The sequence below is a fragment of the Bradyrhizobium sp. genome (assembly GCF_035484855.1).
GTDB lineage: Bacteria > Pseudomonadota > Alphaproteobacteria > Rhizobiales > Xanthobacteraceae > Bradyrhizobium.
In genome coordinates this window covers 1-21,645 of record NZ_DATHOP010000020.1, presented here as the reverse complement: position 1 = coordinate 21,645, position 21,645 = coordinate 1, and the positions used below count along the sequence as shown (strand labels likewise).

17 protein-coding genes are annotated in these 21,645 nt (G+C 62.9%); 8 read left to right on the top strand and 9 right to left on the bottom strand.

All coding sequences use genetic code 11. The features are described from left to right. The first annotated feature begins 31 nt into the window (after positions 1–31). On the top strand, positions 32–586 hold the full coding sequence (locus VK804_RS01490) for an ActR/PrrA/RegA family redox response regulator transcription factor (RefSeq protein WP_325367050.1): 555 nt from the start codon (positions 32–34) through the stop codon (positions 584–586). 116 nt (positions 587–702) lie between these two features. On the opposite strand, the gene VK804_RS01485 is transcribed toward VK804_RS01490, so the two are convergent. Continuing rightward, positions 703–1,188, bottom strand: coding sequence for an MmcB family DNA repair protein (locus VK804_RS01485; protein ID WP_325367048.1), 486 nt, complete (start codon positions 1,186–1,188; stop codon positions 703–705). A 130-nt stretch (positions 1,189–1,318) separates the two neighbouring features. On the opposite strand from VK804_RS01485, the gene VK804_RS01480 reads away from it, so the two are divergent. Beyond that, the gene (locus VK804_RS01480) at positions 1,319–3,019 is read left to right on the top strand and encodes an alpha-amylase family protein (protein ID WP_325367054.1); all 1,701 of its coding nucleotides are present in this window, start codon (positions 1,319–1,321) and stop codon (positions 3,017–3,019) included. 71 nt (positions 3,020–3,090) lie between these two features. On the opposite strand, the gene VK804_RS01475 is transcribed toward VK804_RS01480, so the two are convergent. After that, the gene (locus VK804_RS01475; RefSeq protein ID WP_325367046.1) at positions 3,091–4,683 is read right to left on the bottom strand and encodes an alpha-amylase family glycosyl hydrolase; all 1,593 of its coding nucleotides are present in this window, start codon (positions 4,681–4,683) and stop codon (positions 3,091–3,093) included. A 170-nt stretch (positions 4,684–4,853) separates the two neighbouring features. On the opposite strand from VK804_RS01475, the gene VK804_RS01470 reads away from it, so the two are divergent. Then, positions 4,854–5,522 carry an MBL fold metallo-hydrolase gene (locus VK804_RS01470; protein WP_325367044.1) on the top strand — a complete coding sequence of 223 codons (669 nt, stop codon included), beginning with the start codon at positions 4,854–4,856 and terminating at the stop codon, positions 5,520–5,522. 15 nt (positions 5,523–5,537) lie between these two features. On the opposite strand, the gene VK804_RS01465 is transcribed toward VK804_RS01470, so the two are convergent. Beyond that, the gene (locus tag VK804_RS01465; RefSeq protein ID WP_325367043.1) at positions 5,538–5,915 is read right to left on the bottom strand and encodes a helix-turn-helix domain-containing protein; all 378 of its coding nucleotides are present in this window, start codon (positions 5,913–5,915) and stop codon (positions 5,538–5,540) included. Between the two features lie 130 nt (positions 5,916–6,045). Here VK804_RS01465 and VK804_RS01460 point away from each other — a divergent pair, with 130 nt between their 5' ends. Continuing rightward, positions 6,046–6,354, top strand: a complete 309-nt coding sequence (locus VK804_RS01460) for a hypothetical protein (protein WP_325367040.1) — start codon at positions 6,046–6,048, stop codon at positions 6,352–6,354. 30 nt (positions 6,355–6,384) lie between these two features. Here VK804_RS01460 and VK804_RS01455 read toward each other — a convergent pair whose 3' ends face one another. The 4 genes from VK804_RS01455 to VK804_RS01440 form a co-directional block, all read right to left on the bottom strand. Further along, on the bottom strand, positions 6,385–8,874 hold the full coding sequence (locus tag VK804_RS01455; RefSeq protein WP_325367038.1) for a PAS domain-containing protein: 2,490 nt from the start codon (positions 8,872–8,874) through the stop codon (positions 6,385–6,387). Positions 8,875–9,050: 176 nt separating this feature from the next. Then, the gene (locus VK804_RS01450) at positions 9,051–10,262 is read right to left on the bottom strand and encodes a PHB depolymerase family esterase (RefSeq protein ID WP_325367036.1); all 1,212 of its coding nucleotides are present in this window, start codon (positions 10,260–10,262) and stop codon (positions 9,051–9,053) included. Between the two features lie 326 nt (positions 10,263–10,588). Continuing rightward, positions 10,589–12,001 carry an MFS transporter gene (locus VK804_RS01445; protein ID WP_325367034.1) on the bottom strand — a complete coding sequence of 471 codons (1,413 nt, stop codon included), beginning with the start codon at positions 11,999–12,001 and terminating at the stop codon, positions 10,589–10,591. 394 nt (positions 12,002–12,395) lie between these two features. After that, on the bottom strand, positions 12,396–13,859 hold the full coding sequence (locus tag VK804_RS01440) for a glycosyltransferase (RefSeq protein ID WP_325367032.1): 1,464 nt from the start codon (positions 13,857–13,859) through the stop codon (positions 12,396–12,398). Positions 13,860–14,052: 193 nt separating this feature from the next. On the opposite strand from VK804_RS01440, the gene VK804_RS01435 reads away from it, so the two are divergent. Both VK804_RS01435 and VK804_RS01430 read left to right on the top strand, forming a co-directional pair. Next, positions 14,053–15,423, top strand: coding sequence for a hypothetical protein (locus VK804_RS01435; protein WP_325367030.1), 1,371 nt, complete (start codon positions 14,053–14,055; stop codon positions 15,421–15,423). Between the two features lie 4 nt (positions 15,424–15,427). After that, positions 15,428–17,023 carry a hypothetical protein gene (locus VK804_RS01430; RefSeq protein WP_325367028.1) on the top strand — a complete coding sequence of 532 codons (1,596 nt, stop codon included), beginning with the start codon at positions 15,428–15,430 and terminating at the stop codon, positions 17,021–17,023. Positions 17,024–17,025: 2 nt separating this feature from the next. Here the strand turns inward: VK804_RS01430 and VK804_RS01425 are convergent, their stop codons facing one another. Next, positions 17,026–17,871: an FkbM family methyltransferase gene (locus tag VK804_RS01425; protein ID WP_325367026.1), complete on the bottom strand. Its 846-nt coding sequence runs from the start codon at positions 17,869–17,871 to the stop codon at positions 17,026–17,028. A gap of 478 nt (positions 17,872–18,349) precedes the next feature. Here VK804_RS01425 and VK804_RS01420 point away from each other — a divergent pair, with 478 nt between their 5' ends. Further along, positions 18,350–19,597 carry an LLM class flavin-dependent oxidoreductase gene (locus tag VK804_RS01420; RefSeq protein WP_325367024.1) on the top strand — a complete coding sequence of 416 codons (1,248 nt, stop codon included), beginning with the start codon at positions 18,350–18,352 and terminating at the stop codon, positions 19,595–19,597. Positions 19,598–19,803: 206 nt separating this feature from the next. On the opposite strand, the gene VK804_RS01415 is transcribed toward VK804_RS01420, so the two are convergent. Continuing rightward, entirely contained in the window at positions 19,804–20,619 is an 816-nt protein-coding gene (locus tag VK804_RS01415; RefSeq protein WP_414642693.1) for a DUF4886 domain-containing protein, read from the bottom strand. Between the two features lie 165 nt (positions 20,620–20,784). Here VK804_RS01415 and VK804_RS01410 point away from each other — a divergent pair. Continuing rightward, on the top strand, positions 20,785–21,645 hold an 861-nt coding region (locus tag VK804_RS01410; protein WP_325367022.1), incomplete at its 3' end, for a cytochrome P450.

The window sequence follows — 21,645 nt, the reverse complement described above, 5'->3', positions numbered from 1 at the left end:
TGTTGATTGTTCGACATAAGGATTGCACACCGTGAACGCCATCGCCGAACTGACCGATCAAACCGATCGTTCCCTGCTGATCGTGGAAGACGACAAGCCGTTTCTGGAGCGGTTGTCGCGCGCCATGGAAACCCGCGGCTTTGAAGTGACCTCCTGCGACACCGTGTCCGATGGGCTGGCGCAGATCGGAAAGGCCGCGCCCGCCTTCGCAGTGGTGGATTTGCGGCTCGGCGACGGCAACGGCCTCGACGTGGTGTCGGCCTTGAAGCTGAAACGTCCCGAAGCGCGCGCGATCGTGCTGACTGGTTACGGCAACATCGCCACCGCGGTGACCGCCGTGAAAATGGGTGCAGTCGATTATCTCTCAAAACCCGCCGACGCCGACGATGTGGTCGCGGCCCTGCTCGCGAGCGGCACCGAGAAGTCGGAGCCGCCGAACAACCCGATGTCGGCGGATCGTGTGCGCTGGGAGCACATCCAGCGCATCTACGAGATGTGCAACCGCAACGTCTCGGAGACCGCGCGGCGGCTGAACATGCACCGCCGGACGCTGCAGCGCATCCTCGCCAAGCGCGCGCCGCGGTAATATTACCTGGAACTTCGGATCGTAGGGTGGGCAAGGCGAAGCATGCCCACCACACCGGTTAACGAATTGGATAGATGGTGGGCACGGCGCGGACGCGCCTTTGCCACCATACAAGACTAAAATTCCCCGTGCCCCTGCGGATCGACCAGCCGGTTGATGCGCTGGGCCGCGGCGACCGCAAAGCGCACCGTCATCGATTTGCGGGTCGGCCCCGCCAGCCGATGCTCCGGCGCGTTACAATGCAAATACGCGCCATAGGCGTCCGCCACGATCAGGCCGGTATCGGCAGGGAAAATCTCGCAGGGAATATCCTGCGTGAAGGCGAAAAACAGCCGGTCGCAGTGCAGCCGGTAATCCTGCCATTTCTGGTCGGCCCGGAAATCCTCGATCGACGACTTGATCTCGACGATCCAGATCTCGCCGCGCTGGTTCAGCGCCACCAGGTCAGCGCGCCGGCCCGAAGGCAGCGGCAATTCGCTGATGCAGGAAAATCCCAGCGACCGCAACAGCCGCGCGGTGCCGCGCGCGATCGCAAGCGCCGTCTCGGACTGACGTCGGTCCGGCGGCGGCGCGAGGCTGATCTGGCGGGCGGGCTGTTCCATCGCGGCATACTAGCCGATTCCGGTTTCGTTCTCCATCGCGCTACACCCGCCGGCGAACTAAAGCTGTGCGCGGAACCCGACCGTCAGCCGTCACTTGATACCGGTCAACGACAAGAATGGCTGGCAGGGCATGATCGACGACCTCTGGTACAAGAACGGCGTATTCTACTGCCTTTCCGTCGGCACCTATATGGACGCCAATGGCGACGGCATTGGCGACTTCAAGGGCCTGCTGCGGCGGCTCGATTATCTGCAGGGCCTCGGCGTCACCACGATCTGGCTGATGCCGTTCCAGCCCTCCCCGGGCAAGGACGACGGCTACGACATCTCCGACTATTACGGCGTCGATCCGCGTTACGGCACGCTCGGCGATTTCGTCGAGTTCACCCATGGCTGCCGGCAGCGCGGCATCCGCGTCATCATCGATCTCGTCGTCAACCACACCTCGGACCAGCACGCCTGGTTCAAGGACGCGCGAAGCTCGAGGGATTCGCCGTTCCGCGACTGGTATGTGTGGGCCGACAAGCGGCCGGCCAACGCCAACAAGGGCATGGTGTTTCCCGGTGTGCAGAAGTCAACCTGGACGCACGACAAGGAGGCCAGGGCCTGGTACTTTCACCGCTTTTATGATTTCCAGCCAGACCTCAACACCTCGAACCCGCTGGTCCAGGCCGAAATCCTCAAGATCATGGGGTTCTGGATTCAGCTCGGCGTCTCCGGTTTTCGCATGGACGCTGTTCCCTTCGTGATCGCGACCAAGGGCGCCAGGGTCCGCACGCCCGTGGAACAATACGACATGCTGCGCTCGTTCCGGGAATTCCTGCAATGGCGGCAGGGCAACGCGATCATTCTCGCCGAAGCCAATGTGCTGCCGGAAACCGACATGGAATATTTCGGCGACGACGGCGACCGCATGCAGATGATGTTCAACTTCCACGTCAACCAGCATCTGTTCTATGCGCTGGCGTCCGCCGATACCCGTCCACTGGCGAAGGCGCTGAAGGCGACCAGGCCGCGGCCCGCGACCGCGCAATGGGGGCTGTTTTTGCGCAACCACGACGAGCTCGATCTCGGCCGGCTGACCAAGGCGCAGCGGCAGGTCGTATTCGAGAAATTCGGTCCCGACAAGAACATGCAGCTCTACGACCGCGGCATCCGCCGCCGGCTGGCGCCGATGCTGGGCGGCGACCGCCGTCGCCTCGAACTGGCCTATAGCCTGATGTGCACGCTGCCGGGGACGCCGGTGATCCGCTACGGCGACGAGATCGGCATGGGCGATAATCTCGCTTTGCCCGAGCGCAATTGCGCCCGCACGCCGATGCAATGGTCGACCGAGCCGCATGCCGGCTTCACCGAGAGCGACCGGCCCTGCTCGCCCGTGATCGACGAGGGCCCCTACGGCTATCAGCATGTCAACGTCGCCAAGCAGCGCCGCGACACCAACTCGATGCTGAACTGGACCGAACGCATCATCCGGATGCGCAAGGAAGTTCCGGAGATCGGCTGGGGCGATTTTCAGGTGATCGCGACGCGCGACCCCGCGGTATTGATCCTGCGCTACGACTGGCGCAACAATTCCGTACTGTTCGTGCACAATCTCGACGAGAAGCCGCGGGAGATTTCGTTTGCGAGCGGGCTGCCGGGAGACGCGGGCAAGCTATTGGTCAACCTTCTGGCGGAGGATCACAGCCATGCCGACGAGCGCGGCCGGCACAGGCTGGTGATCGAGGGCTATGGCTACCGCTGGTATCGCGTCGGCGGCCTCGACTATCTGCTCAAGCGTAGCGACATCGACATCGATGCGGCCGGCAAGGCCGGCCACCCGGCGTGAATTGTCAGGATAATTTTTTGTTTGAGCATGATCTTTTCGGAAAACCGGCGTCCACTTTTCCGGATCATGCTCTACCCGATGATCACGCCTTCATTGCCGCGCAAATCCAGCGTGCCCTGAATTTTCTCGCCTGCCCTGTCGAGCATCGTTGAAAGCAGAACCTCGCCATCGAGGCCGGCGGCATCGGACGTCATCGAAACCGGCTCGGCGCCCAGATTGAGCGCGACCACCATCGCCTGGCCTTCCTGCTGACGCCGGTAGAGCAGGAGATCGCCCTGTGCGGCAATCTGTACGTAGTCGCCCGAGACAAGCGGCGGGTATTGCCTTCGCAGTTCGATCAACGCCCTGTAGAGGTGGAGGATGGATCGGTAATCCGCCGCCAGGTTGACCACGTTTTCGTGGACGAAATCGTCGGGCAACGGCAGCCACGGCACTGCCGTCGAGAAGCCCGCATGCGGCGCGGCGCTCCATTGCATCGGGGTGCGGCAACCGTCGCGGCCGACGCCGATATCAGGCACGTTCTTCTCGAAGGGGTCGCGCACCTGATTGGGCGCGATCGCGACCTGATGCATGCCGATCTCGTCGCCGTAATAGAGCGTCGGCGTTCCCCGCAGCGTCAATAGCAGCATCGCGGCAACCCGCGCCTGTTCCGGCCCGACCCGGCTCGCCACCCGCGGCCGGTCATGGTTGCCGAGCACCCAGTTCGGCCAGGCGCCGGCCGGCAAGGCGCGCTCGTAGTCGGCGATGATCCTTTCGATCGAGCGCGCGCTCCACAGCGTCGACAACAGCGCGAAGTTGAACGGCATCTGCGCACCGGAGAGGTCGTTGCCATAATAGGCGACGAGACGGTGCAGCGGCAGGTAGACTTCGCCGATCAACACGCGAGAGCCGAATTCGTCGGTCACGCGCCGCATCTCTGCGATCACCTCGTGGACCTCGGGCTGATCGGTGGAGTATTGCGTCAAGAGCCTTTCATTCGGCGGCCGACCTTCGCGAAAGTTCGGATTGGGCGGGTTGTCGCGAAACTGCGCATCCTTGATCAGATGCCAGATCACGTCGACGCGGAAGCCATCGACCCCCTTGCGAAGCCAGAAGCGCATCACGTCATAGACGGCCTGACGCACTTGCGGGTTGCGCCAGTTCAAATCCGGCTGCTGGGCGAGAAAGGCGTGATAGTAATATTGCCCGGTCTTGGCGTCATATTGCCAGGCGCTGCCGCCGAACTCCGACAACCAGTTGTTCGGTGGCCCGCCGTCCGCCGCAGGGTCGCGCCAGAGATACCAGTCGCGCCTGGGATTTTCGCGCGAGGCGCGGCTCTCGACGAACCACGGATGCTGGTCGGAGGTATGGTTGGGCACGAGATCGAGGATGACTTTGAGGCCAGCGGCATGCGCAGCCGCCATCAACGCGTCGAAATCGTCCATCGTGCCGAACAGCGGATCGATGCCCACGTAGTCGGAAATGTCGTAGCCGAAATCGGCCATCGGGGACGGAAAGATCGGCGACAGCCAGATCGCATCAATGCCAAGCGCCCGCAGATAGGGCAGCCGATCGACAATGCCCTGGATGTCGCCGACGCCGTCGGCATTGGAATCCTGGAATGAGCGCGGATAGATTTGATAGAAAATCCCGTGCCGCCACCAGAATTCGTCGCTTTGATCCATCTCGGACGGCGCTCCCTTGAAATCGCGTTGCGCAGGGCAACGCCGGAACCGGCGGCAGGTTCAACCAGCGCGCCTATGGCGACTCCGGTATGACAGATCGCGCGGCCGGCGGCGCGCAAATGCTCGAATCTTTTACTTGGCTCACTGCCAAAAATCGGCATTGTGCTGACATGACCGAGCAAACCGAAACCAAGGCGAAGGCCGGCGCCGCCATCATACCGGTCACGCTGTTCGAGCAGAATTGCACCCTGCTGTGGTGCGAGGCCACCAGGAAGGCGGTCGTGATCGACCCCGGCGGCGACGTGCCGAAGATCATGGCGGGAATCAAGCAGACCGGCGTCACGGTGGAGAAGATCTGGCTGACCCACGGCCACATCGACCATGTCGGCGGCGCCGCCGAACTGCGCGACGCGCTGAAGGTCGCTATCGAAGGCCCGCACATCGCCGACAAGTTCCTGCTCGACAATGTGGTGGGAAGCGGCGCCCGCTTCGGCATGACCGGGGTGCGCGATTTCGCCCCCGACCGCTGGCTCGAAGAAGGCGACCGGGTCGCGATCGGCGAGTTGAGCTTCGACATCCTGCATTGCCCCGGCCATTCGCCGGGCAGCGTGGTGTACTACAACAAGGAAATGCACTTTGCCCATGTCGGCGACGTGCTGTTCAGCGGCTCGGTCGGACGCAGCGACATTCCCGGCGGCAATCACGCGACCCTGATCAAGTCGATCAAGGACAAGCTGTTGCCGCTCGGCGACGACGTCGGCTTCATCTGCGGCCACGGCCCGGGATCGAGCATCGGCCAGGAACGGCTGACCAATCCATTTCTCACCGGCGAGATGTAAGCGCGCGCCGCCCGTCTATTCGGCCGCTTCCATCTCGACCGCGTTCGATGGCGCGAGATGGCGCGACCCCCAGTCGCGGATCGCGGCGATGACGGGGACAAAACTCCGGCCCTTGCGGGTCAGCCGGTATTCGACCCTGGGCGGGACTTCGCCAAAATCCCGGCGGTCGATCAGGCCCTGCTCGGTCAGCGCCTTCAATTCGCGCGACAGCACGCGCGGCGCGATTTCGGCGCTGCCGATAGAGCCGCGCAGCAGGCCGCTGCGGATTTCACCATAGCGCCTCGGGCCGTCCTGCAGATCCCAGACGATGCGCAGCTTGTATTTGCCGCTGATCATCTTCTGGAACGCCGCCACCGGGCATCCGCAGATCGGCGCCGTTTTTGCCTTCGCCATGACGATCTCCACTTGCACGCAGCGAAAAATACAAGCCGGCTGCAAAAGAGTCCATAGTATCATTTTTGTCCATACTTGCAAAAGGGTACCTGTAAGCGCCAGATTGGAGGCCTGCAGCAGGAGGCCCGCGATGAAGCATTTCATGATCAAATACCAGTTCGCCAACGGCACGCCGGAGGAATGGCATCGGGAAGTCGCGCGCTTCATTACCGCGCTCGACACTGATCCCGAGCTGAAGGGAAAAATCAGCTACCGCGTCATGAAGAACCGCGACAACGCCAGCTATTTTCATCTCGCCGCGGCCGCAGACGAGGCGGCCGTGAAGGCGTTACAGTCGCGCGACTTCTTCAAGCATTATACCGAGAGGACGAGACAGGCCGCCTCGGGCGGCGAGGTCACGGTGACGCCGATCGAGGTGATCGGCGCGACGGCGTCGTGAGCGCATCGGCCTGACTGCGATTATTGCCGCTCAATTCGAAATCATCGCGCGGATGCGCTGCGAGAGGTTGTCGAGGTCGAACGGCTTGGTGATCATCTCCATGCCTGCATGCAGGAAGCCGTCGGCCGTCGCCACGCTGTCGGCGTAACCGGTGATGAACAGCACCTTGAGGCCGGGACGCATCTCGCGGGCCTGGTCGGCGAGCTGGCGGCCGTTGATGCCGGGCAGGCCGACGTCGGTGACCAACAGATCGATCCGCTGGTCGCCGCGAAGAATCTTCAATCCCGAGGGTCCATCGACCGCGTCCAGCGTGCGATAGCCCTGCTCGGTAAGCATCTCCAGGATGACGCCGCGCACCACCGGCTCGTCCTCGACCACCAGCACGGTCTCGCCGGTGAAGGCGAACTCGGCCGCCCTGACACCTGCGGCGTGATCCGCGGCGTGACCGCCATGATGACGCGGCAGATAGAGCCGGATCGTCGTGCCCTGCCCGAGCTTGCTGTCGATGGTGACGTGGCCGTTCGACTGCCGCGCGAAGCCATAGATCATCGACAGCCCGAGCCCGGTGCCCTGCCCGATCGGCTTGGTGGTGAAGAACGGATCGAAGGCCCGCGCCGCCACTTCCGCGCTCATCCCGACGCCGCTGTCGGCAACCGTGACGCAGACATAGTCGCCGGGCGCAAGCGCCGGCATGTCCGCGGTCAGTTTGTCGATCCGCGCATTGGCGGTCGAGATCGCGAGCCTGCCGCCGTCCGGCATGGCGTCGCGGGCATTGATCGCAAGATTGAGCAGCGCGCTTTCCAGCTGGTTGGGATCGCATAGCGTGAACCACAGATCGTCCGCCGCCAGCATCTGCAGGTCGATGGTTTCGCCGATGGTCCGGCGCAACAGATCCTCCAGCGACACCACCAGCTGATTGACGTCGACGCTTTTCGGGATCAGCGGCTGCCGCCGCGCGAAGGCCAGCAGGCGATGGGTCAGCGCCGCGGCGCGGTTCGCCGAGGTCATCGCCGCATTGATGTAGCGCGCGACGTTTTCAGTGCGCCCCTGGTTGAGGCGGGTCTGCAGCAGGTCGAGGGAACCCACGATTCCCGTCAACAGATTGTTGAAGTCGTGGGCAATGCCGCCGGTCAGTTGCCCCACCGCTTCCATCTTCTGCGACTGCAGCAGGGCTTCCTCGGTCGCCTTCAGCCGCTCGGCGGCGGCCCTCTCGGCGGTGACGTCGCGGGCGACGGCATAGATCTGGTCCCGATCGGCAACACCAGTCCAGGACAGCCAGCGATAGGAGCCGTCCTTGTGGCGGAAGCGGCTTTCGAATTTGACGGTGGTCTCGCCGGCGCCGAGCTTGCCCACGTGCGCGCGGGTGATGCCGCCATCGTCGGGATGCGCCAGCCATTCCGAGGTGCGGTTCAACAATTCGGCCTCGCTCCAGCCGAGCGTCCGGGTCAAGGCCGGATTGACCGTCCGCCAGACGCCGTCGCGATCGGCCACCACCAGGAGATCCTGCGACACGTTCCAGATCCGGTCGCGCTCCCGGGTCTTCTCCTCGACACGCTGCGCCAGCGTGGCGTTGAGCTCGGCGAGCTGGTCGGCCAACTTTCGGAAGCGCTCCTCGCTTTGCCGCAGCGCCTGCTCGGCTGCGACCTGCTCGGTGACATCGGTATGCGCGCCGACCAGGCGGATCGCCTTGCCCTGCGCGTCGCGCTCGATAGTGGATCTGACCGAAATCCATCGGGTCTCGCCGTCGGAGGGACGAATGATCCGGTACTGCACGCTGTATTCAAGCGCATCTCCGGCGACCGCATCGCGGAATTTCTTTTCGGTCGCCTCGCGATCGTCGGGATGCAGGCGCCGCACCCAGTCCTCGTGGGATTCCTCGGCCGCCTCCGGCGGCAGCCCGTGGATCAGCAAATATTCCGGCGACCGGCGATTGCGGAAGCCGGTCCTCAGATCGACTTCGAGCCCGCCGATCCGGCCCACCTGCTGCACCCGCGCCAGTTCGGCCTCGCGTTCGCGCAGCGCCTGGGCGGCGAGATATTCATTGGTGACGTCGCGACAAACCACCAGCACGCCGCCGACGCCATCGTCTTCGTCGATCGGGCTATAGCCATAGGTCCACCAGACCTGCTCGAGCCTGCCGTGGCGCGTCACCGGAACGAGCTGGTTCTCGTGCCAGGTCGCGCCGCCGCCACTCATCACCTGCTCGATCTGCGGCCCGATGATCGGCCAGATCTCGGCCCAGCATTCCCGGCCGGGCTGACCGAGCGCGCTGGGATGACGCTCGGGTCCCATGGTCTGGCGATAGGCGTCGTTATAGAACTGGATCAGTTCGGGACCCCACCAGATGAACATCGGGTGGTTGGTGTTGAGCAGGATGCGCACCGCCGTGCGCAGGCTCTGCGGCCAGCTCTCGGGTTTTCCGAGCGGGGTCGCGGACCAATCATGGGCCCGCGTCAGCGCGCCCATCTCGCCCCCGCCGGCAAGAAAATCCGCAGTACCAAATCGATTGATATTCAACATCAGGATCGGTCGGTGGCCAAGTTCAGCCCAGTTGCAGCGGGAACTTAGCCGCCTGTCACAATCCGGGCAAACGCGCGACCCCGCCAAGCGGTTCCGAAATATTTTTGCGGGAGCGGAACAAAATGCAAGCGGCCGGCGCGGGCAATCGCCGTTAACCATGCCGCCGTCACGCGCCGCTATTTGATCAGGCCGGCGGCGGTCAGCGCGCGGGTGATGACGCCTCCGACATCGATGGCGCGACGCCGCGGCTGACGCGGCGGCTCGACAGGGCGGTGGACGGTCCCCAATGGCCACAGCACCTTGGAAAGATCCGGCATCGGCAAGGGCGCCGGCGGGATCATCGGAATGACCTTCGGGATCTCCTTCGACGCAGCCGCAGGCGCCGCTTTGGGCTGACGAATCCGTTCGGTCAGGCCGAAGAAATTGGCGATGTGATACGACGAGGAGATGCCCGCCTCGATCAGGAACGCGCCCTGCGCGCCGTAGCGCTCGTCATTGTCGGCGAGCCCGAGCGGGGTGCCGTGGGCCATGTCGGTGATGGTGTAGGATTCGACGGCTGTGTCGCCGTCGGCGTCCCACCAGATCTGGCGCGGATAGCCGTCGACGGTGCCTTCCGACATCGGCGCCGCGGGCAGATGATGCAGGTCGAGCCATTGCTTGACGATCTCGTCGGCATTGGCCGGGTTGACCGTGCGATCGGCACTGCCGTGCCATACCGAAATCCTAGGCCAGGGCCCCTTATGCTTCGACGCCTTGCGCACCAGTTCTCCCAATTCGCGGGCCGGGCGCGAGGACGACTGGAGCATGCCGTTCAACGCCTCCCGCACATTGCTGGCGACGCCGTAGGGCAGGCCCGCGATGACGGCGCCGGCGGAAAACACCTCGGGATAGGTGGCCAGCATCACCGACGTCATCGCGCCACCGGCCGAAAGGCCGGTGACGAAGATGCGGCGCTCGTCGATTTTGTGGTCGCGGACCATTCGCGCAATCATCTGCCGGATCGAACAGGCCTCGCCGCTGCCGCGCGCGGTGTCGTCCGGATTGAACCAGTTGAAGCAGCCATTGGCGTTGTTGGCGGACTGCTGCTCCGGCATCAGCAGCGCGAATCCATAATGTTTTGCCAGCGTCGACCAGCCGGCGCCCAGATCATAGGCCGAGGCGGTCTGGCCGCAGCCGTGCAGCACGACGACCAGGGCAGGCGTTGGCTGGAGGCCTTCCGGAACGAATGAAAACATCCGCAAGTCGCCCGAATTGGCCCCGAAAGCCGTGGTTTCGACCAGCGGACTGTGCGATCCGGGCCGCAGGTTACGTCCGTAATGGCCAAAGCCGTTGAGGGCATTCAGTTTTGGCAGATGCCGCAGGAATTCGACATTCTTGGCGAGGGACACCGGCAGCTCCTTGGCGAGAGACTTCTTAACTCCAGGGAGCACAGATAGTTGCTGCACTGCAAAATAAAAAGACCGTGTGCTGTCATTCCCCAGAAATAACATTTCGCGACAGGCCGAGCGGCGCTTCCATGACCGAAATGCGGCGGCGGCGATGGGTGACGACCTCACGCCGTCATTGCGAGCGCAAGCGAAGCAATCCATCGCGCAATAAGCGAAGATGGATTGCTTCGTCGCTTCGCGCCTCGCAATGACGACGGGACACAGCTTCGCGATCTCGCCGCGCGTTTTTGCGCGAGTTTTGCCATTACGTCAGCACGGAGGATAAGTCAGCCGCGACGTGCGGCCGCGCGGCGCATCCATGACAGAAACGCGGCGGCGGTGGCGATCGACAGCGCAAACAGCGCCAGCGACGCAAACAGCGCCGTCTGCGCGGAGCCGGCAGCTTCAATGGTGAAGAAGACCGCGCCGATGGCCGCGACCCCGCTGGCGTTGGCGATTTGCTGGGTGGTGCCGTACATCCCGGCACCGGAGCCGGCGCTGGCAGGCTTCACGGTGGAAAGCACCGCACTCGACAATGGCGCCATCACCAGCCCCTGGCCGAAGCCGAAAATCGCCAGCACCAGCGCCAGCCGCCATGCGGTCGCTTCCGCCGATGCAACGCCCGCCGCCAACACCGCGAGGCCGGCAATCTGGATGGCGCAGCCTTCGATCAGGACGCGCGTGCCGCGACGGCGCGCCCGCATTGCGCTGTGCCGCGAAGCCACGACGAAGGCGAGCACCAGCGGCAGGAACACGCAGCCCGCCTGCAGTGGCGGAATATGCAGGCCCCGCTGCATGAAAATCGTCATCACCAGATAGAATGACAAATTGGCGAAGAAGAAGAAGAACGCCGCGTACAGGCCGCGCATGAAGACGGCATCGGACAACAATGCAAGATCGATCAGCGGCATACCGCCACTTCCGGCCACCCGGCGCTCGAGCCGCACGAACGCCGCGACGACGGCGATCCCTCCGGCCATGACAAACCAGACCGATGGCTCCCAATGCAGGTCCTGGCCCAGCAATAGCGGCCCGATCAGGCACACCAAACCCGCAAACAGCACGATCGCACCTGATATATCGAGCTGCGTGCCGGGACGGCGCGCCACCTGCGGCATGATGCGCCAGGCAGAAGCCATGATGATAAGCCCGAACGGCACGTTGACAAAGAACACCGCGCGCCAGCCGAGCCCCACCGGATCGAACGCGACCAGTACGCCGCCGAGCAGGAAGCCGGCCGCGCCGGCGAGCCCCAGCACGATGCCGTAGATCGCAAAGGCGCGGGCGCGCGCGCCGTCCGCAAACAACAGATGCAGCGTGGCGAGCACCTGCGGCACCATCAGCGCCGCGGTCGCGCCTTGCGCCAAGCGGGCTGCGATCAATTCGCCGCCGGACTGCGAAAGTCCGCACCACAGCGAGGTCGCGGTGAAGCCGGACACGCCGGCCAGAAAGATATTTTTGGTGCCGTAGATATCGCCGAGCCGGCCGCCGGTGACCACCAGCGTCGCATAGGCGATCAGGTAGATCGCGATCACCGCCTCGATCTGCGCCGGGCTCGCATGCAGTTCAGCGGCAATGGTCGGAATCGCGACATTGACGATGAAGGCATCGACGCCGAACATGAATTGCGCGGCGACGACGGTCGCGAGCACCCACCAGCGGCGCGAGAAATCCACGGTCGGAGATACAATCTGGTGCATGGGAAAGCTGCCTGATCTGAATTCCGTTGCACCAGACTGATCAGGTTTCGGTCGTCCCCGCGATTACCTCCGGGGTAAGCGTTGGCAGGATTCCTCGCCCGATTGACACGTGGGACACGGTGATCGTCCCGTCATTCCGGGGCGCATCGAAGATGCGAACCTCAGATGTGCAATTGCACATCGGGGAATCTCGAGATTCCGGGTTCGATGCTTTGCATCGCCCCGGAATGACGGCGGAGGTTAGCGTCGATCCGTCATTGCGAGCGCAAGCGAAGCAATCCATCTTCGTCGCGGAAAGAAGGAGTGGATTGCTTCGTCGCATCCGCCTTCGCCCGAAGGCGGGCTTCGGCGGACAAGAGTGCTCCTCGCAATGACGGGTGTTCTGGCGACCGCCTCAAATCGCTTTCAGCTTGCGGTACGCGAACCACACCATCTTCAACAGCAGCCAGCCGTCCCGGAAGCGCGATATCTGGGTCTCCCCGAAAGTGCGCGCCTTGTAGTGGATCGGCGTCTCGATGATTTTGAGGTTCTGCTTGGCCGCGCCGAAGATCAGGTCGAAGTCGCCGAACGGATCGAAATTGCCGAAATAGCCACGCTCGCTCGCCAGCACTTCGTAGTCTTTTCGCAATAGCACCTTGGTGCCGCACAGCGTGTCGGTCATCCTTGTGTTGACGAGATAGCTGAACAGATAGGCAAAAAGCCGGTTGGCGATGAAGTTGAGCGGGCGCATCGCCTCGTTCTCCATCGGATAGATCAGGCGGGTGCCGTTGACGAATTCGGCCTTCCCGGTCTCGATCACGGCGTGGAATTTCGGCAGCGCTTCCGGCGGCATGGTCAGGTCGGCGTCGAGGATCATCAGCACGTCGCCGGTCGCCGCGGCAAAGCCCTTGCGCACCGCGTCGCCCTTGCCCTTGCCGTCCTGCTTCAGCACCTTGATGTCCCATGAGTCCCTGTAGGCATCGCGGACGCGCTCGCATTCCTCGAAGGTGCCGTCGCTGGAATTGCCCTCGACGAACAGGATCTCCTGCGCAGAGCCGAATCGCGGCATCCGCAGGATCGCGTTCTCGATGTTGCCGCGCTCGTTGCGGCAGGGAATCAGAATGCTCGCGGAAAATTTGCGATCCGGAAACAGGCGGACCGGGCGTCCGACGATATAGGTCCGCAGGCACAGCTTCCTGATCCCCGGCAGAGGGGCGATGAAGCGGTTGACGAACGGGCCGATGCCGAACCAGCGCAACGGAATCAGCTGGCGCTGCTCGTGGCTGATCATCTCGAAATCCGCGAGATCCATCAGATTGAGGAAGTCGGCGGTAGCGATGTAATTGATCTTCGGCTGCCTGGCGCGCAGACGCAGCAATTCGGCGAGCTTGAGGATCGGCTCCCACAGATGCGAATAATAGGAGATGATGATCCGCGTCGACGGCGCGCACAGATGATGCACCAGCCGCAAGGTGCCGTCGATGTCCTCGAACATGCCGATGGTGTCCGCGATCACGATGTAGTCGAACGGCCCCTCGATGCCGCCGAGCGTCGCCGGATCTTCGACATCGCCCAGCACAAAATGCAGATCGGGATGCAGCTCTCTGGCCCTGGCAATGGTTCTGGCGCCGAAATCGACGCCGACGCCATAGGACGGCTGCAGCGCGGCGAGCAAATCGCCGCGGCCGCAGCCCAGTTCCAGCACCCGCTTGCCCGGCGGAATCAGGAATCGCATGAACTTCAGGTCATCTTCACGATAAGCGGCGTTGAACCTGCTCCGACGATCCTGCTCGTCCAGATTGGACTCGGCGTATTCCAGAAATTCCCTTTTCCGCAAATTGCCGAACTGCGGTGGAGCGGCGGGTGGCGCTTGATTCATTACGGCCTCGAATGGACTCAAAAAGCTTGTATCTGCGGTGTGACCGGGCGATGGAATTGCCAATCGTCCCTTGCGAAAACGCGACTTGCATTTCCGTCAGCGTTCCGCCTTTTAGACTGAACCGGTAGCAAACTGAACCGGTTTCGGATCGAGGCAGGTTGAAATCCGGCGGGTATTCTGGAAATAAAACACAATGAAACCGGGTGAAATCAGCGTTTCGGCGAGGCTAGCGCAAACCACGGCGGTCTTCATCGTCAGTTCGATGCTGTCGCTTCTGCTGCTGTCGAAGGTCACGCCGATGGTTTGGGAGGACCATTTCGAGATCGGGCAGAATTTGAGATCGACCGGCGCCTTGACCATCGACGATGTGCCTTCGTTGATCCGGCCGCCCGGATTTCCGGCATTCGTCGCCGCCTCGCTCTGGATCGGCGACCTTTTTTCTGCTCGAAAGGACACCACGGACAAACGCGATCCGGACCGCGACCGCCGCACCGTCGTCTCCGCGCAATGCATCCTGCTCGGAGCGATGGCGGCGGCGCTGTTCCTCTGGGCTTCGCTCTACGGCGGAAGCGTTGCCGCGGCCGGCATCGCATTCACGGCGGCGCTCAATCCCTATTCGCTGGCGCTCGCCAATCTCGCTTCCTATCATTTTTTGTTTGTGGTGCTGACCCTTTTCGCCACGCTGGGGCTGCTTTCGCTGCGGCGTTCCGGGTCGTCGGCTCCGGCCAGCGCAGGCGTCGGGATCCTCTGGGGCCTGACCTCCCTGGTGAAACCCGTCGCACTGATCGTTCCGGTCTTCGTCGTGCCGCTGATGCTGTTCCGGTTGCCGCGGCGCACCGCCATCACGTCGATCGTACTGATCGCGGTCGGCATGATTCTGGTCGTCGGACCCTATGTCGGACGCAACACGCTGATCGCCGGCCAGCCCCTCGTGACGGCTCAGGGAGGTTACGCCTTCTGGGGAACATCCATCGAAAAAATGGACCCGCACCAACCGTTCCTGGTGTGGCAGCCGATCTGGTGGAAATATGGCATGCCGATCTTCACGAAAGTCACCGGCTCCGAACAATATAGCGAGCGCCTGATCAATGCCTTCGCGGTTCCGCTGAACGCCGAGTTTTCGAAAGAGGCCCGCCAGAACATCCTCGCCGCGCCGGCAATCTATTTGTACAACGTCTTCCGCAACTTCGTCTCCTTCAATCTCGACACCATGGCGTTCTGGAACAAGTATATCATCGCCCACAACAAGCGGCTGGTGGAGTGGCTTTCGGAATTCTGGATCATCGCGCTGATCGGGCTTGCCGCAGCGGGCGTGATCTGGGGCTGCCTTGCCAGGGACGACGATGCCATGACGGTGGCCGCGATCTACCTCGCGATCGTTATCGCCCACTCGATCTCGTTCGCCACGGAGCTTTATACCATTGCAAAACTGCCGCTGATCCTGCTCGGATTTGCGCTTCTGGTCCTGCGGCTGGAGAATACGCCTCGCCATGGAATGTTCGGACGCAGCATCGCATGCGGCATGGCCGGGCTCGCTCTGGTCATATCCGTGCTGGCGGTGTGACGACATGAATGCACCGGCACCGCGGATGTGGGACGGCTTTTTTGCCGGGAATGAGCGCGCCTGGTGTGCGCTGCTGCTATCGTGCGCGCTTCTCACCCATGCCTATTCGATCGTCGTCACCGGCGCCAAATTCTGGATCGACTCGATCGTCTATTTTCAATTTGCACAGGCGCTGTTCGACCCGGAGCAACTCGCCCGACTGTACCAGTCGCATTTCGGCTTTCAGTACCAATACGTGCCGCCCGGCCTGCCGCTCTTGATCCGCGCGCTGGACGGGATTTTTGGAGAGTATTTGTGGCCGGCGCTCGCGGTCCTTCAAGGCCTGCTCAGTGCCTTTGCCGTCACCTACTTCGTCCTCGCCTTCAGGCAGAGGCTCAGCCGGCCGGCGCAACTGGCCGCGGTCGTCATTTGCGGCCTTCACCCTTATTACATGTCTTTCCATGCCGCGGCGCTGACAGAGTCGGTTCCTGCCTCACTCCTGCTGTTCTGCCTTGGAATTGCGATCCGTGCGCTCGATCACCGTGTCTCGCTGCGCGCCGCATTGAGCGTGCTGCTCCCGCTCTCGATTGTTGCCGCGCAGTTTCGTCCCTATCTTGGACTGATCGGCGTTCTCGCCGCCGCGCTGATCGTGTTCCAATGCGGCAAACCCCGGCGGATTCCGCTCTACGCTCTCACCGCGTTGGCCTTTTTCGCCGGCACGCTTGCCTTTCCGCTTTACAGGGCCGCCATCGGCATCGGCTTCTTCGTGCCGAACGTGAACGCCCTGATGCTGACCCACATTTCCTATGTCGCCTGGGATCTCGACAAGGAGACCGCGCAATCGCTGAACACCGTGGTGTTGAACGACGAAATCCGGGCCCGGCTGATCGGAAGAGAAGCCGTCACCTACGACGACGCCTGGCATATGTTCAGCGATCTGGTCGCGACGGGGCTGTCGCCCGCCGAGGCCCGGCAAAGAATCGCCGACGCCGCGTGGCGGGTGCGGACATCGTCGTTTCCGATCATCGAGCGGCAGCTGCAGCTGCCGCTGGCGTCGATCGGATTTCAATATGCCGCCGTATGCTGCCAGGCCAACCGCCAGCTCACGCGCGACATGACCGGCTTCTTCCTGTTTCGCCATATCCGGGCTTACTATCGCTGGAACTCGGGCGTGGACAGGGGCAGCTATCCAGAACTGTTCGACAAATTCACCGAGATGACGCGAGCGACGGATCTCTACAGCGACGCGGCGGAGAATTTCTACATTGCGAGAATCCGACCCTATGTCACGGACAGCCTGAAATCATTGCGCGATCCCTTGCATCTCACGTTTTTCGTGAGCGATCCGCTGATCCTGATTGCCTGGTTCGGGCTATTCCTCTGTTTCTGGCCCGACCGGCGGATGACGCTGCTGGTGATGGCCGTACCCTTCGCGGTGATCTACGCGGTGGCCGTGTACACCCACATTTTCGGCGACAATCGTCACGCCCATCCGCTGATTCCAATCATCATCGTCGGATTCGTGAAGGTCGTGGATGACTTCTTCACCCGGGGGTACTGGTCGAGATTTCGGGAGCGGCTGCGCCTGTCCCGGAAAAGCCGGCCTGCAAATCCGGCTTGAGATCATCGGTCGGCGCGCACCACGACGTTCACGCTGGCGCCGTCGGCAACCAGCCGCTGCAACTGACTTGCGGTCGACGGCAAACGCCTTCGGCCCAGCAAGGTATAGAAGCGGTAGCCGTTGGGCACGAAGTAGGAAAGCAGCTCGTCGAGCGACGAACCGCGCTCCTCCAGCGAATAGGGCGCCAATTCCATGACGAAAACCGGACGCTGATCGCGCAGCATCGCGGTCGCACCCTTGAGGACGTCGCACTCATAGCCATCGACATCGAGCTTGACCAATTGCACCCGGCGATCGGCGCGCTCGGCGAGCACGCTATCGAGGCTCCGCGCCTGCGCTGCGTCGGTCTGCATTTCGCGGCCGAGATGCTTGGGGTGCAGTCCCGTCTCGGCAGTAAGCGGCCAGCTTGAATAGATCGCGTGGGGAACGCGGACTTCATCGCCGGCCGTCAGAAAGCACTGGAAGGTTTCAACGCGGGAGCCGAGTTGCGGATTGAGATCGAGATTGCGCTTGAGTTTTTGGAAGGCAAAATCCGTCGGTTCGAATGCCATCACGCGGCCGTTCGGGCCGACGAGACTCGCCAAATGCAGCGTGTGGGCGCCGATATTGGCGCCGATATCCAGCACCAACGACGAGGGTTCCGTCAATCTCGCCAGCGCGACGGAGGTTGTCCACTCGAACATTCCGCCGAGGTAGATGGCAAAGTCGATGCCTTGCGACAGGTCCAGTTCGTAAGTGATGCCGCGCCTGGAAAACAGGCCCTTGTCGGGCCGGCCTGCCATGCCCCGGCCAAATCGGACGACATCGTGCAAGGCCCTGGCGATGGCGATTTTGGTGGCGGTCTTCATGAACATTCCAGCGGATTTGAGCCGAGACCCATAGAGGCTTTTTCGCCAAAACACTATGAGGGATGGGCACTGATCCGGCCGTCTCGGACAGACCGCCTGAATGCGCTTTTGCCCGTATCGGACCGATCCGCGGGTGAAAACGCTGAGGGAGGCCATGTGAAGCCGCCGGACAGGCGGCTTCGTCGCTGTCGCAATCCGAGCGGACTTGAAAAATGTGAGTGAAGATCCCGGTTCGACCAGCCACGGAAGGACCGGGATCTTCGCGCCCTATTCTGGAATGCGCCGTCCCAGCTAGCCGAATTTCCTTAAATCTTCATGCAGGGTTGCAGCCCATATCCGTCCCGGCCGATCCATCGGCTGCGCGCATGGCGCCATGTCCGATAGCGTAACGGGCTTTCCGCGATTGCCTTGGCGCATTCCAGCCCGTAGCCTCTTGGGCAGCCCCATCGACAAGAATATTCCGTCCGGAGAAACACCCATGGCACGCCTGAAATTCGGAGCCTTCCTCGCGCCGCATCACCCGATCGGCGAGCATCCGATGCTGCAATTCCGCAGGGACCTCGATTTCGTCGAGCAGATCGACGCGCTCGGCTATGACGAATTCTGGTGCGGCGAGCATCATTCCTCGGGCTGGGAAATGATCGCCTCGCCGGAGATGTTTCTGGCTGCCGCCGGCGAGCGCACCAAGCGCATCAAGCTCGGCACCGGCGTGGTCTCGCTGCCCTATCATCACCCCTTCAATGTCGCCCAGCGCATGGTGCAGCTCGACCACATGACCGGCGGCCGCGCCATCTTCGGAAGCGGTCCCGGAGCGCTCGCCTCCGACGCGCATACGCTCGGCATCGACCCGATGACGCAGCGCGACCGCCAGGACGAGGCGATCGCGATCATCCGCCGCCTGTTCCGGGGCGAGCGCGTCACCGCCAAGAGCGACTGGTTCACCATGAACGACGCCGCGCTGCAGCTGCTGCCGCTGCAGGAAGAGATGCCGTTCGTGGTGGCCTCGCAGATCTCGCCCTCGGGCATGACGCTCGCCGGCAAATACGGCATCGGCATTATTTCGCTCGGCTCGATGTCGACGCAGGGTCTGATGGCGCTGCCGACGCAATGGGGTTTTGCCGAGGACGCGGCCAAGAAGCACGGCACCACCGTGAGCCGCGCCGACTGGCGCGTGCTGCTGTCCTGGCACATCGCCGAAAGCCGCGAGCAGGCCCGCCGCGAGGCCGGCCCCGGCCTGATGCGCTGGCACAACGACTATAATGTCCGCACCCTGCAGCGGCCGGGACTGCAGCCCTTCACCTCGCCCGAGGACGCCGTGGAAAAGACCGCCGGCGGCGAGGCCGCCGCCTCCACCATCGGCACGCCGGATGATCTGGTCAAAACCATCAAGAACCTGATTCAGGTTTCCGGCGGCGTCGGCACCATCGTCGGCTTCGTGCACGACTGGGCCAATCCCGAAAATACCCGCCGCAGCTGGGACATGGTGGCGCGCTACGTGATCCCGGAAATCAACGGCTACGTCGCCAAGCTGCGGGAGTCGCAGAAATTCGTGATCGAGAACCGCGCGATATTCGAGCGCGCAGGCCAAGCCGTGATGGCCAAGATCATGGAAAACGAAAGGGCTGCCGCCGCACTGCCGCTGACCGGCCCCGGCCGCGTCGCGATCCCGACCATCAACGCGCCGGACCTGCAGAAGGAAGCGGCGAAGCGCAAGAACAAGGCGTGAAGCGCAACTTCAATTCTCTCGTCGTCCCTGCGAACGATATTGACCTCTTCTCCCTCTCCCCGTTCTTCACGGGGAGAGGGTTGGGGTGAGGGGCTCTCTCAGCGAGCGCGACTCGCGGAGAGTCCCCCTCACCCGGATTGCATTGCATGCAATCCGACCTCTCCCCGCAAGCGGGGCGAGGTGAACCTCGGCCGCTCCGAGTCAACTCACTTGCCGTAATAATCCTGCACTGTCTGCCACGCCGTGGTCTGCAGGAAGCGGGCCGTCGGCTCGTCGATGCCGGCCAGATAAGTATTGCCCACCGGCGAGCGTCCGGTCAGCGCGGCGAAGGTGGTGCAGGCGGCGAGATACGTCCCCGCCAAACTCGGATGCCGCTTGTCGGGGGCGTAGAGATTGAGCTCCGGCTGAGCGGCGCGGGCGCGCGCAAACGCCAGCCCCGCCGGAATCACCAGCGCGTGGTTGTCGTTGCCGGCGATCGTGTAGGCCTCGGCCAATTGCTCCGTCATCTCCGGCCTGTCGGAATAGGCCCAGGACATGAAGAACACCGGCGTTGCGCCATGGGCGCGGACGATGTCGCTGTTCTTACTGGCATATTCGGTGAAAATGCTTTTCAGCCTGGGATGGATGGGACACTGGCTGCAATCCATCATGACGGCTGCGTCGAACAATTTGTCGGGCTTGTCGAATACGACATTGTTGTGCTCGTCGAAGGAATAGTTGCCGATCGCGTTGGGGCGAAAGTAACTCTCGACGTCGTGCCAGTCGAAACCGGAGCCTCCGATCGTCACCATGGTGGCGCGATAGTCCTGCTTGTGGTCTGAATCGGCGGCCTTTTCCAGCAGCGTGACGTGCCCCGGCATGCCGTTGTTGTAATAGAAGAAGCTGTTGCCGATGAAGATTTCAGTCTTGGGAAAATCGGGCCCGAGGCTGGTGACGACGGGTTTGGTTTGCGCCCATGCCGGCCCCGCCATCATCCAGGCCGCCGCGAACACGGCCACAAACACCCGAAAAACACCTCGCATTGCATTCCTCCCGCTCGATCTCATTTTGCGCTAACCTAGCATGGCGCCAGGATTTGTCTGCGGCTCCGACCGGCATAATTCCGCCTGATCGGAGCGCCAGGCTTTGCAGCGTCACCACATCAGGCTATTTTGCTCGCTCAAGCGCGACCAACCGGAGCCGTTGCCATGTCGATGCAAACTGCGGTCTCGCCTGCGATCAGCCTGACGTCGCCCAAGCGCAATTCGCTGACGCACATTCCCGGCGACGAAGGCTGGCCGCTGATTGGCAAGACGCTCGAGGTGCTCGCCGATCCCAAGGGTCAGGTGGAGCGCCAGTCCGCCAAATACGGGCTGGTCTATCGCAGCCATTTGTTCGGTGAGACCAGCCTGGTGCTGCTGGGACCAGAGGCCAATGAACTGGTGCTGTTCGACCAGGCCAAATTGTTCTCCTCGACCCATGGCTGGGGCCGGATTCTCGGCCTGTTGTTTCCACGCGGGCTGATGCTGCTCGATTTCGACGAGCACCGGTTGCACCGGCGCGCGCTGTCGGTGGCGTTCAAGTCCGGACCGATGAAATCCTACCTCGCCGAGCTCGACACCGGCATCGCGGCGCGGGTCGTGCGATGGAAGGCGCAGCCGGGGGCGATGCTGTTCTATCCGGCGATGAAGCAGCTCACGCTCGACCTTGCCGCAACTTCCTTTCTCGGCGCCGGCATCGGCCCCGAGGTCGACGAGATCACCCGCGCCTTTGTCGACATGGTGGCGGCGTCGATCGCCGTGATCCGCAAGCCGCTTCCGGGCACCAAGATGGCGCGCGGCGTCAAAGGCCGGCAGCGCATCGTGGCTTATTTCTCCGAGCAAATTCCGATCCGCCGCGCCAAAGACGGCCAGGACCTGTTCTCGCAGCTCTGCCGCGCAACCCACGAAGACGGCGCGCTATTGTCGACACAGGACATCGTCGACCATATGAGCTTCCTGATGATGGCCGCGCATGACACGCTGACCTCGTCGCTGACCTCCTTCATCGGCGAGCTAGCTGCCAATCCG

What these genes read in the sequence shown, in the direction of transcription:
- VK804_RS01485 (WP_325367048.1), bottom strand. Translation starts at nt 1,188, where the DNA reads ATGGAACAGCCCGCCCGCCAGATCAGCCTCGCGCCGCCGCCGGACCGA.
- VK804_RS01480 (WP_325367054.1), top strand. Translation starts at nt 1,319, where the DNA reads ATGATCGACGACCTCTGGTACAAGAACGGCGTATTCTACTGCCTTTCC.
- VK804_RS01475 (WP_325367046.1), bottom strand. Translation starts at nt 4,683, where the DNA reads ATGGATCAAAGCGACGAATTCTGGTGGCGGCACGGGATTTTCTATCAA.
- VK804_RS01470 (WP_325367044.1), top strand. Translation starts at nt 4,854, where the DNA reads ATGACCGAGCAAACCGAAACCAAGGCGAAGGCCGGCGCCGCCATCATA.
- VK804_RS01465 (WP_325367043.1), bottom strand. Translation starts at nt 5,915, where the DNA reads ATGGCGAAGGCAAAAACGGCGCCGATCTGCGGATGCCCGGTGGCGGCG.
- VK804_RS01460 (WP_325367040.1), top strand. Translation starts at nt 6,046, where the DNA reads ATGAAGCATTTCATGATCAAATACCAGTTCGCCAACGGCACGCCGGAG.
- VK804_RS01455 (WP_325367038.1), bottom strand. Translation starts at nt 8,874, where the DNA reads ATGTTGAATATCAATCGATTTGGTACTGCGGATTTTCTTGCCGGCGGG.
- VK804_RS01445 (WP_325367034.1), bottom strand. Translation starts at nt 12,001, where the DNA reads ATGCACCAGATTGTATCTCCGACCGTGGATTTCTCGCGCCGCTGGTGG.
- VK804_RS01440 (WP_325367032.1), bottom strand. Translation starts at nt 13,859, where the DNA reads ATGAATCAAGCGCCACCCGCCGCTCCACCGCAGTTCGGCAATTTGCGG.
- VK804_RS01435 (WP_325367030.1), top strand. Translation starts at nt 14,053, where the DNA reads ATGAAACCGGGTGAAATCAGCGTTTCGGCGAGGCTAGCGCAAACCACG.
- VK804_RS01430 (WP_325367028.1), top strand. Translation starts at nt 15,428, where the DNA reads ATGAATGCACCGGCACCGCGGATGTGGGACGGCTTTTTTGCCGGGAAT.
- VK804_RS01425 (WP_325367026.1), bottom strand. Translation starts at nt 17,871, where the DNA reads ATGAAGACCGCCACCAAAATCGCCATCGCCAGGGCCTTGCACGATGTC.
- VK804_RS01420 (WP_325367024.1), top strand. Translation starts at nt 18,350, where the DNA reads ATGGCACGCCTGAAATTCGGAGCCTTCCTCGCGCCGCATCACCCGATC.
- VK804_RS01415 (WP_414642693.1), bottom strand. Translation starts at nt 20,619, where the DNA reads ATGCGAGGTGTTTTTCGGGTGTTTGTGGCCGTGTTCGCGGCGGCCTGG.